Origin of the sequence: Actinosynnema sp. NPDC059797, from assembly GCF_042732085.1 — a bacterium.
In the GTDB taxonomy this organism is placed as follows: domain Bacteria; phylum Actinomycetota; class Actinomycetes; order Mycobacteriales; family Pseudonocardiaceae; genus Actinosynnema.
On the sequence record NZ_JBHWIE010000058.1, the window covers coordinates 1 to 17,608 of the forward strand.

The 17,608-nt window shown below is 74.3% G+C and carries 14 protein-coding genes; 1 reads left to right on the forward strand and 13 read right to left on the reverse strand.

Translation table 11 applies throughout. From position 1 onward, the window contains the following. Positions 1-135: 135 nt before the first annotated feature. The 11 genes from ACFV4N_RS16895 to ACFV4N_RS16945 all read right to left on the reverse strand — a co-directional run bounded on the left by ACFV4N_RS16895 (position 136) and on the right by ACFV4N_RS16945 (position 14,386). Positions 136-3,393, reverse strand: a complete 3,258-nt coding sequence (locus ACFV4N_RS16895; RefSeq protein ID WP_499673453.1) for a S8 family serine peptidase — start codon at positions 3,391-3,393, stop codon at positions 136-138. 241 nt (positions 3,394-3,634) lie between these two features. Next, a complete protein-coding gene (locus ACFV4N_RS16900) occupies positions 3,635-6,838 on the reverse strand; it encodes a S8 family peptidase (protein WP_499673454.1) in 3,204 nt (1,067 codons plus the stop codon). A gap of 216 nt (positions 6,839-7,054) precedes the next feature. Next, entirely contained in the window at positions 7,055-7,546 is a 492-nt protein-coding gene (locus tag ACFV4N_RS16905) for a hypothetical protein (protein WP_499673455.1), read from the reverse strand. A 52-nt stretch (positions 7,547-7,598) separates the two neighbouring features. Then, the gene (locus ACFV4N_RS16910; protein ID WP_499673456.1) at positions 7,599-7,946 is read right to left on the reverse strand and encodes an SCO6045 C-terminal-like domain-containing protein; all 348 of its coding nucleotides are present in this window, start codon (positions 7,944-7,946) and stop codon (positions 7,599-7,601) included. Further along, positions 7,943-8,740 carry an MbnB/TglH/ChrH family RiPP precursor modification enzyme gene (locus ACFV4N_RS16915; protein ID WP_499673457.1) on the reverse strand — a complete coding sequence of 266 codons (798 nt, stop codon included), beginning with the start codon at positions 8,738-8,740 and terminating at the stop codon, positions 7,943-7,945. Before ACFV4N_RS16915 ends, ACFV4N_RS16910 begins: the two co-directional genes overlap by 4 nt. A 696-nt stretch (positions 8,741-9,436) precedes the next feature. Then, complete coding sequence (locus ACFV4N_RS16920) at positions 9,437-10,372, reverse strand: TIGR04222 domain-containing membrane protein (RefSeq protein WP_499673458.1); 936 nt, start codon at positions 10,370-10,372, stop codon at positions 9,437-9,439. Then, complete coding sequence (locus ACFV4N_RS16925) at positions 10,287-11,276, reverse strand: TIGR04222 domain-containing membrane protein (protein ID WP_499673459.1); 990 nt, start codon at positions 11,274-11,276, stop codon at positions 10,287-10,289. Before ACFV4N_RS16925 ends, ACFV4N_RS16920 begins: the two co-directional genes overlap by 86 nt. 17 nt (positions 11,277-11,293) lie before the next feature. Next, complete coding sequence (locus ACFV4N_RS16930) at positions 11,294-12,310, reverse strand: TIGR04222 domain-containing membrane protein (RefSeq protein WP_499673460.1); 1,017 nt, start codon at positions 12,308-12,310, stop codon at positions 11,294-11,296. Positions 12,311-12,599: 289 nt separating this feature from the next. Then, complete coding sequence (msrB, locus tag ACFV4N_RS16935; RefSeq protein ID WP_499673461.1) at positions 12,600-13,037, reverse strand: peptide-methionine (R)-S-oxide reductase MsrB; 438 nt, start codon at positions 13,035-13,037, stop codon at positions 12,600-12,602. Positions 13,038-13,072: 35 nt separating this feature from the next. Further along, positions 13,073-13,402 (reverse strand): hypothetical protein, encoded by a 330-nt coding sequence (locus tag ACFV4N_RS16940; protein WP_499673462.1) that lies wholly within the window; start codon positions 13,400-13,402, stop codon positions 13,073-13,075. Between the two features lie 36 nt (positions 13,403-13,438). Next, positions 13,439-14,386, reverse strand: coding sequence for an asparaginase (locus tag ACFV4N_RS16945; protein ID WP_499673463.1), 948 nt, complete (start codon positions 14,384-14,386; stop codon positions 13,439-13,441). A gap of 74 nt (positions 14,387-14,460) precedes the next feature. Here ACFV4N_RS16945 and ACFV4N_RS16950 point away from each other — a divergent pair, with 74 nt between their 5' ends. Beyond that, a complete protein-coding gene (locus tag ACFV4N_RS16950; protein WP_499673464.1) occupies positions 14,461-15,105 on the forward strand; it encodes a GntR family transcriptional regulator in 645 nt (214 codons plus the stop codon). A 166-nt stretch (positions 15,106-15,271) separates the two neighbouring features. On the opposite strand, the gene ACFV4N_RS16955 is transcribed toward ACFV4N_RS16950, so the two are convergent. After that, positions 15,272-16,441, reverse strand: a complete 1,170-nt coding sequence (locus tag ACFV4N_RS16955) for an acyl-CoA dehydrogenase family protein (protein WP_499673465.1) — start codon at positions 16,439-16,441, stop codon at positions 15,272-15,274. Between the two features lie 9 nt (positions 16,442-16,450). Continuing rightward, entirely contained in the window at positions 16,451-17,602 is a 1,152-nt protein-coding gene (locus tag ACFV4N_RS16960; RefSeq protein ID WP_499673466.1) for an acyl-CoA dehydrogenase family protein, read from the reverse strand. Positions 17,603-17,608: the final 6 nt, after the last annotated feature.

Genomic DNA, 17,608 nt, shown 5'->3' on the forward strand with positions numbered 1-17,608 from the left:
GTCGCGGGCGTGGCGAGCCCGAGCGCCAGGACGGCGACCACCGGGATCGCGCCACGTCGTGGTCCGGGCACGAGTGCCTCTTCTCCTCGGCGCCGACGCGGGGGCGCTCACGCGCGGTGAGCGCCCCCGCCCCGGTCAGCCGATCCGGTAAGCGCGGATCACGGTGTGCTCGAAGGTGTTGCCGTCGCTGTCGGAACCACTGGCGCGCAGCGACGCGTAACCGGCCTTGGCCGGGTGGCGGACGAGGGCGGTGTCACCCGCCACCGGCACCGCCGACCAGGTCCGGCCGTCGTCGAACGAGACCTCGACCCGGACGCGGCGCACCTCGCCGTTGTCCGCGCCGTCCTGCTGCTCCACGACCAGCGGCACCCGCAGCACGCGCCCGGCGGGCGCGCCGCCCGTGCCGTCCAGCTCCGGCGTGAACCTGACCACCGACAGCGGCAGCCTGCGCCCCTGCCCGTCGGGCAGGACGTCCGTGCGGAACGTCCACGCCCCGCTGACCTTCGTGGACAGCTCGAACGCCGCCGGGTCCCGGGTGATCTCGTGCTCGACCCGGTACCGGGCCTCGCCCGCCGGCACGCTGAACTCGCCCACCGGGTCCTTGGACAGGCCCGCGAGCCGCCCGTCGCGGTACAGGGCGGTGCGCGAGGACTGCCCGTTCGACCTGCCCAGGTTGCCGTGGCGGTCGTTGAACAGCGGCACCTGCGAGGTGATGCGGTCCTCGTACAGGCCCAGGTAGGTGGCGGAGAGCCCGGACAGGCCGGGCCCGAGCACCGGGAACAGGAACCGCTCCGCGTAGCTGCCGCCCGGCTCGTAGGTGCGGTTCGGCGCGGAGTAGTCGGCCTCGGTCCGGTAGTCCGGGGCCTGGCGCAGGTAGGACCAGCCCCACGTGAGCCCCTCCGGGGTGATGTGGTCGACCACCTCGCCGCCCGCGGGCACGGGCAGCAGCGCCGACCAGCCGCCCGAGCCGTCCAGGGGGCCGGCGCTGCCGCTGTGCAGGTGCTGGCGGTCGGCGGGCGCGGGCGCGAAGTCCGTGCGCACCTCGACCAGCTCGTCCTCGGTGGGCGTGCGGTGGTAGCCGGTGGGCACCGCGCCGTGCTCGACCCAGCGGAACCGGTAGTGCGCCGGCGTCCCGTCGACCGGTGGGGCCTGGAACTGCGCGCCGACCGAGACGGTCAGGTCGGCGTCGGGCAGGGTCTGGCCGACGTGGCCCAGCAGCATGCCGTCGAAACCGGACAGGAACGCGGTGTTGAGGGTGACGCGCCTGCCCCGGTAAACCCGGGAGAGGTTGATGTCGCTGATCGCCGGCGTCGCACCGGGCACGGGCGGCGCGACGTGGATCGGCTGGGCCGCGCTCGCGTCGAAGGTGAACGAGGTGTGCCCGCCGTCGACGGTGAGGACCGGCCGGCCGAGCACGGCGGTGCGGCCGCCGGTGCGCACGACCGAGCGCGCCAGGTACTCGCCCTTGGGCACGCGCACGGTGGCGGTGCCGTCGAAGTCGTAGAGCGTCTCGTACACGTCGTTGTCCATGCCGACGATCGCGGTGGTGTGGTCCACGGCCGGGTTGCCGTCGGCGTCGACGTGCGACACCGACACGTCGTAGCTCTCGACCTCGCGGGCGAGGCTGACCGGGGTGCGCGTGGGCCCGCCGACCACGACGCCGGAGAACGCGCCGTCCACGTCGCCGACCCTGGTGTCGGCGGTGACGGTCGCGGTGGCCTCGCCGCCGGCGGGCACGGTGACCGCGGTCGGGGTGACGGTGAGCAGGCCCGCGGGCGCGGGTCGGCCGCCGGGGCCGCGGAGGTCGACCGAGAGGTCGAAGGTGACCGGCTGGTCGCCGCTGTTGCGGTAGGTGACGGTCCTGCTGACCGGGGTGTCGTCGTGGTGCGGCCACGCCTGCTCGGGGAAGGTGACGCTGACCGGGGCGGAGCCCACGGCGGCGGTGATCGCGCGGGTCAGGTCGACGCGGCCGGTGCCCTGGTCGAACACGGTCAGGCCGGGGTTCGGCTTGGCCGAGGCCATCAGCACGGCCTTGAGCCGCTCCCCGGTCCAGTCGGGGTGCCGCTGGGCGAGCAGGGCGGCGGCGCCCGCGACGTGCGGGGTCGCCATCGAGGTGCCGGACAGGGACAGGTGCCGCCTGCCGACCGGGGTGCCGATGGTGGCCTCGGCGGCCCGCGCGGCGACGATGTTCAGGCCGGGTGCGGTGAGGTCGGGTTTGACCGCGCCGTCGCCGTTGCGGGGGCCGCGGCTGGAGAAGTGGGCGAGGTCGTCGTCGTGCCGGACCGCGCCGACGGTGAGGGCCGCGTCCGCGCTGCCCGGCGAGTTGATCGACTCGGACCGCCCGGAGTTGCCCGCCGCGACGACGAACAAAGTCCCGGTATCAGCTGACAGCCGGTTGACCGCTTCCTCCAGCGGGTCCACGCCGGGGGAGTCGTAGCCGCCGAGGCTGAGGTTGACGATGTCCGCGCCCTGCTCGACGGCCCACTGCATGCCGGCCAGCACCCACGACTCGGGGCAGCCGCTGTTGACGCAGACCTTGCCGTCGAGGATGCGCGCGTCGGGCGCGACGCCCCGGTATCGGCGGTCGCCGCCGGCGATGGTGGCCGCCACGTGGGTGCCGTGGCCGTCGCGGTCGGTGGCGTCGGGGGCGTCGGTGAAGTTCCGCTCGGCGACCTCCTTGCCTGCGAGGTCGGGGTGGTCGCCGTCCACGCCGCCGTCGAGCACGGCGACCTTGACGCCCTTGCCGGTCAGGCCCGCCTGCCAGGCGGTGGGCGCGCCGATCTGGGCGGTGGAGCGGTCCAGGGCGGTCCGGCGCACGCCGTCCAGCCAGACCTTCTCCACGGCGGGGTCGTCGAGCAGGTCCCGGAACGCCGCACCGGTCTTGGGTGCCCGGACGGCCGCCGCGTCCACCGAAGGCAGTTCCGCCGTGACCTGCAGGCCGGCGGTGGAGCCGCCGGTGACGATCAGCGGCACGGTGTCGCGCCGGGAGTCGTCGTAGCCGGCGTCGATCAGGCCGGTGACGTCGAACAGTCGGGGGTCGAGCCTGCCCCGCGCGACGGCCTTGGCGGCGTCGTCCGGGATGACGTGCAGCCGGCCGTCGCGGTGCAGGGACTGGAAGCTGATCGACTCGCGGCCGGGTCCGGGTTGGAACGCGCCGACCGCCGTGCCGGTCACCACGACCCGGTCGCCGGTGATCAGCGTGACGCTCCGCTGCTGCCCCGACGCCGGACCGGGAGCGCTCCCAGTCGCGGTATCGGAAATGGCCGCGGTGGCGGACGCGGTGGGTGGAGCCGCGGAAGCGGTGGTGGCCGTGGCGACGGCGGTGGTGGCGGCGAGCACGCCCGCCAGGACGGCGGCGCCGAGGGCCCTACCGCGCTTTCGTGGTCTGAACACAGGTGTCTCCCCATCGGTGGTGCGCTGGTGATCGCGCGGTCGGGAGGCGCCGCAGACCCGCGGTGGCGGTGGACCGGAAGTGGCGGAGCCCCCCAACGGTCCTCGACGCTATCCACCCGTCAGGGTGAGGTCAGCGTCTCTTGGTGGGGTGTTCGACCACTCGAACGCACCACCGGTGGTCACTGTCCGTGGCAGGCGGTGTGCCGGGAGAGGCCGTGCCCTCCCGGCGCACCGCGTGCCACTAGGCGATCTTGTAGGCGCGGATCACGGTGTGCTCCAGGGTGTTGCCGGCGCTGTCGCCTGCCTTCACCCGCACCGACCCGAACCCGGCCGCGTCCGGGTTGGCGACCTGCGCCACCCCGTTCGAGACCGGCACGGCGGTCCACGTCGCGCCGTCGTCGAACGACACCTCGACGTCGATCCGCGTCACCCGGCCGTTGCCCGCGCCCTCCTGCTGCTGCACGGTCAGCGGCACCCGCAGGGTCTGCCCCCGGGGCGTCGCGCCGGACGCGTCGAGGGCGGGCGTGAACCGGACCACCGACAGCGGCAGCGGCGCGTACTCGTCGCCGTCCACCGTGTCGGAGCGGAACGTCCAGGCCCCGCCGACCCGCGTGGCGAACTCCGACACCCCCTCCGGCCGCACCGCCTCGGTCTCCACCCGGTAGGTCGCCGCGCCCGCGGGCACCTCGAACAGGCCGTTGGCCGCGTACGGGGTCTCGCCGACCAGGGCGCCGTCGCGCAGCAGCGAGGTCCGCGCCGAGGCCACCGACGAGTTGCCGCCGTTGCCCGCGGCGTCGGTGAACAGCGGCAGGGCGAAGCTGATCTCGTCGCCCAGCCGCCCCAGGTACGGCGACCGCGACTCGGGCAGGGCCGGGGAGAACACCGGGTCGTTGGCGCGTTCCGAGGCCGTGCCACCGCGGCTGTAGGTGCGCTCCGGCGAGGACAGCGTGGTCTCCACCGCGCCCTCCGGGCCGAACTGGAGGAAACCCCACGACCAGGCCAGGTCCGCGTTGACGCGGTTGACCGCGCGGCCGGGCGCGGCCACGTCCGTCGTCCACGCCCAGCCGCCGACGCCGCCCGGGGTCATCGGGTTGCCGCCGTAGCCGAACTCCCGGTCCGCCGGTCCCGGGCCGAAGTCCGCGCGCACCTCGGCCAGCTCGGCGGCTGCCGGCGCGCGTTCGAACCCGGTCGGCAGCTCGCCCTGGTGGGTCCAGGCGAGCCGGTAGGACACCGGGGTGTCCCCGTCCGGCGTGCCGCGGAACTGGGCGCCGATCAGGCCGGTCACCTCCTCCGCGGGCAGGGCCGGGCCGGAGTGCGCGATGAACACGTCCGGGCCGAACCCGCCGAGGAACGCGGTGCTGACGCTCGCCTGCCGCGCGCCGTGCCTGCGCACCACCGTGATGTCGCCCAGCGCCTCCTCGGCGCCCGGGTCCGGCGCGGTGATCCGCAGCGGCCTGGCCGTGCGGGCGTCGAGCACCAGCGTGGTGTCGGCGGTGACGTTCAGGTCCGGGTGGGGCAGCAGCGCCAGCCCCGACTCGCCGGTGATCACGTCGGAGCTGGTGAAGTACCGGCCCTTCGGCAGCCGCAGCGTGAACGTGCCGTCCGCGTCGTACGGGAAGGAGAATGTGTCATCGTCCAAACCGATGACAGTCGAGTAGTAGTTGTCAGCCGCCGCGCCCGTGGCGTCGACGTAGCTGAACGTCACGTCGTAGCTCTCCTCCTCGCGGTTCACGCTCAGCGCGGTCCGCAGCGGCTCCGCGCCGCCGGTGGCGACCACCGACCCCACGTACAGGCCGTTCGCCGTGCCGAGGCGGGTGTTCGCGGTGACCGAGGCGGTCGCCTCGCCGGCCGCCGGCACGGTGACCTTCGCGGGGGTCACCGACACCAGGCCCGCCGGCGCGGCGCCGCCGTCCGGGCCCCGCACGTCCGCGGTCAGGTCGAGCGTGACCGGTGACGTGCCGCTGTTGCGGTAGGTGACCGTTCTCGTGATCGGGGTGTCGTCGTCGTGCGGCCACTTCTGCAGGCCCATGGCCAGGCTCGCGGGCTCCGCGGTGACCGTGGTGGTCAGCGCGGCGGCGACGTCCACCCGGCCCGCGCCCTGGTCGAACGCGGTCAGCGACGGGTTGTTCCGCGCCGAGGCGACCAGGGCCGCCTTGAGCTGCGCGCCGGTCCAGGCCGGGTTCCGCTGCGCGAGCAGCGCCGCCGCGCCCGCGACGTGCGGGGTGGCCATCGACGTGCCGGACATGGCCACGTGGTCCTCGTCCACGGGCGTGCCCACGACGCCGCTGCTCGACTTCGCCGCGACGATGTCCACGCCGGGTGCGGTGAGGTCGGGTTTGACCGCGCCGTCGCTGATCCGCGGGCCGCGGCTGGAGAAGGGTGCGATGTCGTCCGTGCGGTCCACCGCGCCGACGGTCAGCGCGGCGTCGGCGCTGCCGGGCGAGGCGATCGTCTCCGGGCGGGAGTTGTTGCCCGCCGCGATGACGAACAAAGTCCCGGTGTCAGATGACAGTTGGTTGACTGCTTGTTCCAGTGGGTCCAGTTCCGGGGTGTCGGTGCCGCCGAGGCTGAGGTTGACGATGTGGGCGCCCTGGTCGGCGGCCCATTGCATGCCGGCCAGGATCGCCGACTCCTGGCAGCCCTCCGCGACGCACACCTTGGCGTCGAGCAGGTCCGCCTCCGGGGCCACGCCCCGGTACTTCCCGTTGGAACCGGCGATGGTGGCGGCGACGTGCGTGCCGTGGCCGACCTCGTCGGTGTTGTCCGGCGCCTCGGTGAAGTTCGCCGCGCCCACCACGTGACCGGCCAGGTCCGGGTGGTCGGCGTCGATGCCCGTGTCCAGCACGGCGACCTTCACGCCCTTGCCCGTCAGGCCCGCCTGCCACGCGGTCGGCGCGCCGATCTGCGCGGTGGAGCGGTCCAGGGCCGGCCGGCGCACGCCGTCCAGCCACACCTTGCGCACGCTCGCCCCCGACGCGAGCGTTCGCCAGGTGTCCGTCGCCCGGGCCTTGACCACCTGCGCGGTGTGCGCGCCGACCGCGGGCAGGTCGCGACCGGTCCGCAACCCCGCCGTGGAGGGTTGCCGATCACCGACCACGATCAGCGGCAGGTGGTCGCGGCGGGCGTCGTCGTAACCCGCCTCGACCAGACCCGTGACGTCGAACAGCCGCGGGTCGAGCCTGCCCTGTGACACCAGCCTGGCCGCGTCGCGCGGGACCACGTGCAGGTGCCCGTCGCGCTCGTAGGAGTGGAACACCGCCCGTTCCCGCCCGGGCGCGGCGACGAGGGTCTTCACGTCGTCGCCGACCAGGACGACCCGGTCGCCGGTGATGAGGGTGACGGTGCGGTGCTCGCCCTGCCGCTCGGCCAGGTCCTCGGCCTGGGCGTGGGGTGCGAGGCCGCTCCCCGTGACGGTCGCCGCGACCAGCGCGGCCACCGATGTCATGCCGCGCCAACGTGGGTTCTTCACTTCGTCGAAACCTCCCGTGAGGTGCCGCGCGCTGCGGTGAGCGCGGCCGGAAGGGCTTTGCTACCCGCGGTCGCGGCAGAAATACCGGGAGTGACGTCGCCCTTGACCCTCGACGGTAAGGGGCCGGGTCGGGCGGGACAGCCGCTGATTGGTCGGTATGTTCTTGGCCGATTCAGCGGAGTAAACGGTTACCTACCGTTCGGTGACTGAGCCGTCGGGCTCAACCGCGATACGTGCCTGTGGCCCACCCGCTGGGCAGTTCGGACCGTTGGTGTAGGCCATTTCGGGCGTCACCGCGATCTCGCGCTCGACCAGCGCAGATCCGGATTGGTCTGACAGCGTCAGGCGGGCGTTCACCGGTTCGGCGGGCAGGCCCTCGACTTCCGCGAAACCGCTCAGCTCCCCGGTCGGCTCGGACCAGGCGCCGCACGTGTCGTCCGGGCCGGTGCCGGTGCACGTCGTGCCACCGACCCGACTGGATGGATGCAGTGCCACGACCGGGGTAACACAGGAACCGGCCCAGCAAACCTCGATCGCCACGTTCGCCACGTCGGGGTGGCGGACGTCGATCGCGATGCCGACGGGCGTGCCCATCAACGTGCACCCCTGGACGGCGTCGACGCCGCACCCCGAGGTCAGCAGCAACGCCAACACCGCGACGGGTCGTGACAAGTGGTTCGGCATGTGCCGAGGACGTGACCGGAGCCCGTCCGGGTTGCTCGCCCATCCGGGTTGCTCAGCCGGACCCCACCCGCCACCACCGCTTCTTCCGCGGCGGCGGCAACTCGCCCCGGGCGACGGCCCACTCGGCGAACGCGGCGGCGTCCTCGCGGAACCGGGTGCCGGCCCGCCGCGGGTGCTGCCGCGCGTACTCGTCGAACAGCGGCCGGAACCGCTCACCCAGCTCCGCGGCCACCTCGGGTCGCAGCGAGGCCACGATGCCGCGGCGCTTGTTGAGCAACGCCCGCCGCTCGACCTCGACCCGGTCCGCGGCGAACCCCTCCGGCGCCGGCCCACCTGCCAGCAGGGCCCGGAGCAACTCGGCCTGCGCGGCGGCCAGCCGCTCCCGCTGCGGCCCGGTCACCCGACCACCGCCCGGATCGCGGCCAGCTCCTCGGCCAACTCCGCGTCGGACGGGTAGTCGTCGTCCCGCTCCAGCAGCACACCCGGCGGGTCGACGCGCTCGCGGAGCCGGGCGAGCACGTCCAAGACCTCCGGCGGGACCGCGTGGGCGTGGGTGTCGTGGTAGAGGCCGCCGTGCTCCGCGCCGCCCGCGACGTGGACGTAGGCGAGGCGCTCCAAGGGGATCTCGTCGAGGAAGCGGTCGACGTCGGTACCCAGGTTGCGCGCGTTGGCGTAGAGGTTCGCGACGTCGACCAGGAGGTGGCACCCGGTCCGCTCGACCAGCTCGGCGAGGAACCGGCCCTCGGTCAGCTCGCCGCCGGGCCACTCCAGGAGGGCGGCCACGTTCTCCAGCGCGAGCGGCACGGGGAGGTCGCGCTGGACCGCCGTGACGTTCGAGACCAGCACGTCGAGGGCGTCGCGGGTGCGGGGGAGCGGCATGAGGTGCCCGGAGTCCAGACCGCCCGCGCGCACGAAGCACACGTGGTCGCTGACCAGCGGTGCGTCGAGCGCCTCGGCCAGGGAGGCGAGGTGGGCGACCCGGCCGGCGTCCACGGGGTCGGCCCCGCCCAACGACAGCGAGACGGCGTGGGGGAGGACGGGCAGGCCGCGCTCGCGCAGGAGCAGGACGGACTCGGGGAGGTGGTCGGGGCGGAGGTTCTCGGCGACGACCTCGACGAAATCCACGCCGGGGAGGCGCTCAACGGTCAGGTCGATCTCGGGGCGCCAGCCGACACCCACGCCCAGCTTCTCCATGGCTACCTCTCTGACCTGCTGATATGGAGTTCTTGATACACGATCGGGTGGCCGATGTACGGAAACGGGGGTCAAGTCACTCGGTTAGACATGAAGGAACCCGCGCCGACCACCACACCACCCCGCCCCCGAGCCTGCCCCGGACTCCAACTCCAACTCCGTCTCCGACTCCGGCCGAACGCACGACCAGCCACCCCCGCCCTGCCCCACCACCGCACCGCCCAACCACCTCACACCCCGCCCCGGCCGCCGGCCTCATCAACCCACCACCGGCCACCTCACGCCCTGCCGGCCAGCCCGCCACCGGCCGGCCCGCTGCCAGCCACCTCGCGCTCACCGGCCGGCCCGCCACCGACCAGCCTGCCGCCGCACACCCCGGCCATCAGCCCGCCGCCAGCCAACCCGCAGACCGGCCACTCCACGGCCCGCCGGCCAACCCGACCGCCGGGCCAACCCGCCTGCCGACTCGCCAACGCCGACCCTCAATCGCCACAGCCCTGCCAGCCGCCGGCCGCACCAGTCAGTTACCGCTCCCCAGCCGCCGCCGGCCCTGCCGACCTGCGAGCCCTGCCGACCCGCGAGCCCTGCCGACCCCGCCGGTCCTGCCAACCCGCCAGCCCTGCCAACCCGCCAGCCCTGCCAACCCTCTGGCACTTGCGAGCCCCAACCGGCCCTCCCGGTGCAAGACCGGCAGGATCAGTCGCCTCCGCCCCCGCCTCCGCCGCAACCCCCGCCGCCGCCGCACGAGGAACCGCCGCTGCTCGAACCGCTGTCGCCCCCGCCGCTGCAGTTGCTGCCCGAGCAACTGCCGCACCCGCCGCCGCACGCCGAGGCCCCGCCGTCGCCGCCGGAGGTTCGCTTGCGCCGCTTCAGGGTTTTGGCCGCTGACGGCTCGATGTGGAGCACCTGCCACACGTTCTGCCGCCCGATCCGGCCCAGCAGCCCGTGGCACGCCACCAGCACCAGCCGGTCCGCCGGGGTCAACGCCTGGGTCGCCATCCAGTCCGGGGCCGACTTCGGCCGGACGGGGGATCCGGCCAGGCGGCGTTCCGCTTCCGTCGCGTCCAGGCGCAGTCGGCGTGCCGCGGCCAGGCCCGTGCTCGTCAGCGGTCGTCCGGCACGGCCGAAGGCGATCCAGCCGGTCAGCGCGCCCACGACCACCGCGGCGACCCCGATGAACGGCACGTCCAGCGCGATGGTGAGCACCAGCGCCCCCGCGGCCGCCAGCAGCAGGTATCGCCGCAGCCACCGCATCGCCACCCGCCGCCCAGGTGGGGTGAGGTAGCCGCGGGCGATGAGGTCCTGCCTCATGGCCTGCGCTTCCGGGCCGGCGGCCGTCGTGGCGATGGCGTCGCCCAGCGACATCGGCAGCGAGCGGAGCACCCGCGCCTGCAGCGGGCTCCACGTCCGGCCCGGCCGGTGCACCTGGCTGGTCAGACCTCCGCGCGAGATCCGCACCGCGCCCGCGTCGACCAGCGACACCAGCGCGACCTCCGCCGCGCGCCCCGGGCCGGCCATCAGGAGCGCCCGCTCCTCCGGCCACAGCTCAGGCGCCGAACCCCCCGACCCCGCCGAACCCGTCGGAACCCGGGTCCACGAATCCACCACCGTCGTCGCCCTCCCACCCGTCACTCGTCAGGTACTCACCGGCCAACCAACCGCCCGCGAACCAACCACCGGCGACCAGCCACCCGTTGCGGCGGCTCCAGCGCCGCGGTCCCACCGACGCGGCGTGGGAACGTCGCGCACGTGGTGCGTCAGACGCCTCCGGATGGGTGATCGGTTCCGCGTGCTCGCCGTTGAACACCGCGTCGAATCCCGCCGACCCCGGCCGCGCCGACCCCCTGTGCGGCGCGGACGGGGCTGCTGGGGCTGGTGGGGCTCTCGGGGTCCTTGGCGCGGTGGTGCGCGGCAGGCCGTAGCGGGCCGTCACCTCGGCCGGGTCGACCGGGGCCAGGCCCGCGGTGGCCTGGGCGAACGCCCGTGCGCCGTGCCTGGTCAGCACGGGTGGCGGGGTCGACAGCAGCAGGACTGCCAGGACACCGGTGACGGACAGCGCGGTGGCCGTCACCCAACCGCCCGGACCCGCCGCGACGGCCGCCGCCGCGAGCAGGGCCAGCGGGAGCACGGACAGGGCCGCCCGCGCCAGGCGGCGACGGGGCGCCGCCAGCAGCCCTTCCGCCACCAGGCGTGCGCCGATCCGCCGGGCCGGGGCGCCGGCGGCGATGTCGACCACCAGGTCGTCCAGGTCCTGCGGCAGCCGGCTCAGGACCGCTGCCCGCAACGCCGTCGGGTCGCCTTCGTCGGCGAAGGCGGGCGGGACGGCGATCACCGTCGAGCCCGACACCCGCGCCCGGGTGGCGGCCACCCCCCCCGCCACGGCCCCCTCGGCCGCCCGCACCGGCCCGCCCCCGAGGTACCCGAGCTCCTCGAACCCGAGCACCCGGCCGGGCGCGGCGCCGGTGACCCGCTTGAGCCGCAGCCCGACCACCACCGCGACGACCAGCGCCGCGCCGTACCACCACGGGAAAGCCACGACCGCCGCCCGGTGGCTCAGCAGCCGCCACCGCCGCCGCAGCCGCCCCCACCGCCGCCGCCGCAACTGCTGCCGCCACCGCAACTGCTGCCGCCGCCGTCGAAGCCGCTGCCGCCGTCGAAACCGTCGCAGCTGTCGGAACCGCTCGAACCGCCGGAACCGCCCAGGACCACCCAACCGCCCGCCGATCCGGACGACGAACGCGAGGACGAACGCGACGACGACGCGCGGGACCGCGACGGCCGCGAGACCGCCGCCGCCCGCGCCGTCGCGAGCGGTTGGGGGCGGGCCGCCGCGCGCAGCAGGAGGTCCGGGTGGGCCTCGAAACCGTTGAGGGCGACCAGCTCGGCCTCGCGGGCCGAGCCGGTCACCCCCCACCCCCCGGTGACCTCGCCTGCGCGAGCCTTCGACACCGCGTCACGACCGCGCGCGGTGAGCACCTGCGAACCGACCTTCCCCAGCAGCGACACCGCCACCCCGGTCAGCGCCAGCGACAGCGTCAACCACCCGACCGGCGCCCCCGCGGCCAGCTCGGCCGCCCAGCGCACCGCGCCGACCGCCAGGACCAGCACCGCCGGCGCCACCCCCAGCCGCGCCGACGACCTGGCGCGACCCGGCTCCACCAGGTAGCCCTCGTCGACCAGCCGACGCCCGACGGCGAGCGGCTCCGCGCCGTCCGGGGCCGACTGGAACAGCAGGTGCAACGTCCGCATGCGGTAGCGCGTCACGTCCGCCACCACGGCCAGGTCGACCGGGTGCCCGCCGGCCGGCTCGCCCACGACCCGCACGGTCCCGCTGCGGGCCGGCACCAGCACGCCCGACGCGATCAGCCGCGCCACCGACGCCTCCACCACCCGTCGCGGTCCGCCGGTCAGGTAGGCGATGTCCAGCAGGTCGGGCACGTGCGAGGAGGCGCCTCCCCGCGCCTTCCCCAGCCGTGCCCGCAGGAAGACCGCGAACGCCAGCGACACCGCCAGCACGATCCAGTACAGCTGCAGGAACTCCGGCCCGGACAGCCCCCACGGTCGCTCCACGGTCCACCCCCTGTGGCCTCGGTGGACCCGGGTCCACCAACCAGGAGGCAATCGTGTGCCGCAGGCCACACCCCGGCAAGGGTGCTTGAGCAAGCCTTAGGGTTGACGACCTCAAGCCTCGCCCAAGGAAAAACCCCGGGTCCCGACGCCGGAGCGCGGGTCCCGGGGCTTCCGGCCGACTCAGGAGGACGAAGCGCCGTCCACGCCCCCGGAGCCCTCGCCGTCCGTGCCCTTGAAGATGCGCATTATTCCTCCCAGTGTGGACTTGCCATCGTTCCGAGCAGGGCCTTCAGTCTGCTGGATCAACGGGCGGCTCGACCAGACGCAAACTGACCGAGTTGATGCAGTAGCGCTGGTCGGTCGGTGTGGCGTAGCCCTCGCCCTCGAAGACGTGCCCGAGGTGGCTGTGGCAGTTGGCGCACAACACCTCGGTGCGGACCATCCCGTGGGACCGGTCCTCCCGGAGGATCACCGCGTCACCGGCCTGGGGCGCGTAGAACGAGGGCCAGCCGCAGTGCGAGTCGAACTTGGTCTCGCTGCGGAACAGCTCGGTCCCGCAGGCGCGGCACGTGTAGACGCCCTCGGACTTGGTGTCGGTGTACTCACCCGTCCACGCGGGCTCGGTGCCCGCCTCGCGCAGCACCGCGTACTCCTTGGGGGACAGGATCTCCCGCCACTCCAGTTCGGAGCGAACCACCTTCGGGGTGGCGCCGACGACAGGTTCCATACCTCCACATTAGTCGATGTCGCCGGAACGGGTCGTCAGCCGAACAGGACGGTGAGCAGGGCGCCGAGGTAGTACCACGCGCTCACGGCCACCCCCAGCAGGATCAGGCCCACCACGACGACCGCGACCAGCCGCCTGAGCCCGCCGGCGCGGTTGGCGGAGTCCGCGAACTCCGAGACGCCCGCGAGCGAGCCCTCCACGGTGAAGTTGGGCCGCGAGCGCTGCATGCGGTCGAGGTGCTCGGCGAACGCCCTGGTCTCCGGGTCGTCGCGGTCCAGGCCGATCAGCTCGTCGGCCAACCAGCCCTCCTCGGACCGGTCGCTTGGCCGGTCGTCGGGGAAGTCGGCGGCGCGGGCGCTGGACATGCAGCCAGGGTAGCCGGCGCTTCAACCCGTGCCCGGTCAGCCGACCAGGACGGGTGACGGCCGCACCGCGCCGACCGCGCGTCCGTGGCCGAGCACCGGTGACGTGGCCAGCTCGTCCGGCGCGTCGACGGCCAGCCTGCGCAGCGCGGCGACCACGACCACGGCCCGCGCGCGGCTGGAGCCGTCGGCGATCTTGCAGGCCACGGCCTCGCCGGTGGGCAGGCCCACCGCGTACACGCCCTCGGCGCCGTCCTTGGCCACCGCGCCCGGGATGGCCCGCATGAGCTTGGTGACGTCGCGGTCGGTGCCGCCGACCCACTCCGGGTGGCCGCTCATGGCCCGCGCGACGCGGTGCTCGTGGCTGCCCTCGCCGGCGGTGGCGATCGTGCTGAACGCCCTGGCCAGGCCCTTGAGGCTGATGCCGAGCAGCGGCGCGCCGCAGCCGTCGACGCCCTCGGCGCCGATGGGCTCGCCGGCCAGTTCCGCCAGGGTGTCGTGGACGGCCCGCTGGAGCGGGTGGCGCGGGTCGAGGTAGTCGTGCGTGGACCAGCCGTTGACCACGCAGGTGGCGAGCATGGCGGCGTGCTTGCCCGAGCAGTTCATGTAGACGGGTGCGGCGTCGCGCCCGGCGGCGAAGTGGTCCCTCAGCGCCCGTTCGCCGATGGGCAGGCCGGGGGTGCACTGGAGCGCGCCCTCGTCGAGGCCGTGCGCCTCCAGGACCCGGCGCACGCCCGCCACGTGGAAGTCCTCGCCGGAGTGGCTGGCGCACGCCAGGGCGAGCAGCTCGCCGTCGAGGTCGAGGCCGTTGCGGAGCATGGCGAGCGCCTGGACCGGCTTGTTGGACGAGCGCGGGTAGGCGGTGTCGTGGGGTCGGCCCACGACCAGCGCCTCGCGGCCGTCCCGGTCGAGCGCGACGACCGAGCCGTGGTGCACGGACTCCAGGAACCCACCCCGCCAGACCTCGGCGACCAGTTCGTGTGCCACGCGTCCCTCCATCGCAGCGCTGCCAACTGTCGACAGTTAACATGGCGGCGGTCGGTCGGCGCTAGGAGACGTACGTGACACCTCCCCTGCACCTGAGCTTGGCCGGTCAGGCCGTGGAAGTGCTCCGCGAGCTGGTGCTGACCGGCGAGATCCCACCCGGGACCCGGGTCAACGAGGTCGAGCTGGCCCAGCGCCTGGGCATCTCGCGCGGGCCGCTGCGCGAGGCGATCCGGCACCTGGCGTCCGAGGGGCTGCTGGTGCTGGTGCCCCACCGGGGCGCGTCCGTGCCGACCGCCGACGCGGCCGAGGTGCAGGCGCTGTTCGAGCTGCGCACGGCGCTGGAGTGCGCGGCGGCCGGGCTCGCGGCGTCGCGGCGGACCGAGGCGGACGTGGTGCGGCTGCGGGCGGTGTGCGAGGAGTCGCGCCGGGCCTACTCGGCGGGGGAGCGCTTCCCCTACCGGCTGGACCTGGCGTTCCACCAGGCGCTGCTGGACGCGGCCCGCAGCCCCCGGATCGCGGAGCAGGTGCGGCTGGTGCAGCAGCGGGTCGTGCTGCTGCGCAGCGGGCTCCGGGACGACCCGCCGCACCAGCACGCCTCCCTGGACGACCACGACGCGCTGGTCGCCGCGGTGGCGGCGGGGGAGCCGGGGCGCGCGTCGGACGCCATGCGCAAGCACCTGGCGCGGGTGTGCGCGCAGATGCTCACGAGCCTGGGCTGACCGCCCGGCGGGAGGCGACGAGCCCGGTGTGGGCCGCACGGTCGCGAGCCCGGCGTGGGCCGCACGGTCGCGGGTCCCGCGTGGGCTCCACGGCAGCGGCGGCGGGTCGCCCACGTGACCGCCGTGCCCGGCGCGGGGGAGACCACCGCGCCGGGCGACCCCGGCCTCAGCCCAGGCTGCCGGTCACCTTCGCGTGCCCCTTGAGCAGGTTGCGCGCGATGGTGCGCCGCTGGATCTCGTCCGTGCCCTCGTAGATCCGCAGCAGCCGCAGCTCGCGGTACCAGCGCTCGACCGGCAGCTCCCGCGTGTACCCCATGCCGCCGTGGATCTGGAGCACCCGGTCGACGATCTCGTTGGCCTTGACGCCGCCGTACAGCTTGGCCATCGACTGCGCGTGCCGGGAGTCGACGCCCTGGTCCACCAGCCACGCCGCGTGCAGCACGAGCCAGCGCAGCGCCTCGATCTCCACCGCCGAGTCCGCGATCATCCACTGGATCGCCTGGTAGGACGCGATGGGCTGGCCGAACGTCACGCGGTTGTTCGCCTGCTCGACCGCCATCTCCACCAGCCGCTCGCACGAGCCGATCGCCCGCGCGGGCAGCAGGTAGCGGCCCTGGCCGATCCACTGCATGGCCAGCTGGAAGCCCTTGCCGACCTCGCCGAGGACGTTCTCCTCGGGCACGCGCACCTCGTCGAACACCAGCGCCGCCGGGCCCCACTGGCCCATGGTCTGGATGGGCTCGGACTTCCACCCCATGTCCCGGTCGACCAGGAAGCACGTGACGCCGCCGTCCGCGCCCTTCTCCCGGTCGGTCACCGCGAACACCATCACGAAGTCGGCCTCGTTGCCCTGCGTGATGAACGTCTTCTCGCCGTTGATCACCCACTCGCCGCCCTCCTTGCGGGCGGAGGTGCGGATGGCCTTGGCGTCGGAGCCCGCGCCCGGTTCGGTGATCGCGAAGCACGACACCCGCTCGCCCGAGATCGTGGGCAGCAGGTAGCGCTGCTTCTGCTCCTCGTTGGCGTGGAACAGGATGTTGTCCGCGTAGCCGCCGAACCGGAACGGCACGAAGCTGCGGCCCAGCTCGGCCTCCACGAGCGCGGTCATCACCGCGCCCAGGCCCATGCCGCCGTACTCCTGGGGCGTGAGCAGGCCGAAGAAGCCCGCGGCCTTGGCCTTGTCCTGGAGCTCCTTCAGCTCGTCCCGGGTCAGGCCGGGCTGCCCGGCGCGCTCCCGGCGCAGCACCTCCGGTTCGAGGGGCGCCACCTCGCGGCGCACGAAGGTCCGAACCCACTCGCGGACCTCCCGCTGCTCGTCGTCGAGCCCGAAATCCATGACGTCCTCCTACGCGAACGCGTTGATGCCGGTCAGCGCCCGGCCGATGAGCAGTTTCTGGATCTGGCTGGTGCCCTCGTAGAGGGTCGTGACCCGGGTGTCCCGCAGGTACTTGCCCACCGGGTACTCGTCGGTGTAGCCGTAGCCGCCGAAGACCTGGACGGCCTTGTCGGCCACGCGCACGGCGGCCTCGCTGGCGTAGAGCTTGGCCATGGACGCCTCGGTGCCGAACGGCTCGCCGCGGTCGGCCAGGTCGGCGCACCGCCAGGTGAGCAGGCGGGCGGCGTCGGTCTCCACGGCCATGTCCGCCAGCAGCTCCTGCACGAGCTGGAAGCCCGCGATGGGCCTGCCGAACTGCTCGCGCTGCTTGGCGTAGCCGATCGCGGCCTCCAGCGCGCCGCGCGCCGCGCCGACGCAGCCCGCGGCCACGGACATCCGGCCCCGGTCCAGCGCCGCCATGGCGAGCTTGAAACCGGCGCCCTCGTCGCCGAGCCGGTGCCCGTCGGGCACGCGGACGCCGTCGAGGGCGAGTTCGGCGGTGGCCTGGCCGCGCATGCCGAGCTTGCCGCGGATCTCGGTGGCGGTGAAACCGGGCGAACCGGTCGGCACGAGGAACGCGGTGATGCCCCGCGCGCCCGGCCCGCCGGTCCGGGCGAAGACCAGCGCCACGTCGGCCCAGGTGCCGTTGGTGATGAACACCTTGCGCCCGGTGATCACCCAGTCGTCGCCGTCCCGGACCGCCTTCGTGGCCAGGGAGGCCGCGTCGGAGCCCGTGCCGGGTTCGGTGAGGCCGAAGCAGCCCAGGGCGCGGCCCGCGCACAGGTCGGGCAGCCAGCGCCGCTTCTGGGCGTCGGTGCCGTGCCTGGCGATGGTCTTGCCGACCAGGCCGAGGGAGACCGAGACGATGCCGCGCACGGCCGAGTCGCCGCGCGCGATCTCCTCCAGGACCAGGCAGTACGCCAGGTGGTCGCCGCCGGAGCCGCCGTGCTCCTCCGGGACGCCCAGGCCCAGGAAGCCCACCTCGCCGAGGGCGGGCACCAGGTCGCGGTCGATCGCCTCGTCGCGGTCCCAGCGGGCGGCGTGCGGCACGATGCGCTCCTCGGTGAACCGGTGCGCCAGTTCCCGCAGCTGCCGGTGCTCGTCCGAGATGCGCAGGTCCACCTCGCT

Excerpts from the sequence above, each read along its gene's own strand:
- ACFV4N_RS16900 (WP_499673454.1), bottom strand. The coding sequence starts at position 6,838 with ATGACATCGGTGGCCGCGCTGGTCGCGGCGACCGTCACGGGGAGCGGC.
- ACFV4N_RS16955 (WP_499673465.1), bottom strand. The coding sequence starts at position 16,441 with ATGGATTTCGGGCTCGACGACGAGCAGCGGGAGGTCCGCGAGTGGGTT.
- ACFV4N_RS16915 (WP_499673457.1), bottom strand. The coding sequence starts at position 8,740 with ATGGAGAAGCTGGGCGTGGGTGTCGGCTGGCGCCCCGAGATCGACCTG.
- ACFV4N_RS16905 (WP_499673455.1), bottom strand. The coding sequence starts at position 7,546 with ATGCCGAACCACTTGTCACGACCCGTCGCGGTGTTGGCGTTGCTGCTG.
- msrB (WP_499673461.1), bottom strand. The coding sequence starts at position 13,037 with ATGGAACCTGTCGTCGGCGCCACCCCGAAGGTGGTTCGCTCCGAACTG.
- ACFV4N_RS16940 (WP_499673462.1), bottom strand. The coding sequence starts at position 13,402 with ATGTCCAGCGCCCGCGCCGCCGACTTCCCCGACGACCGGCCAAGCGAC.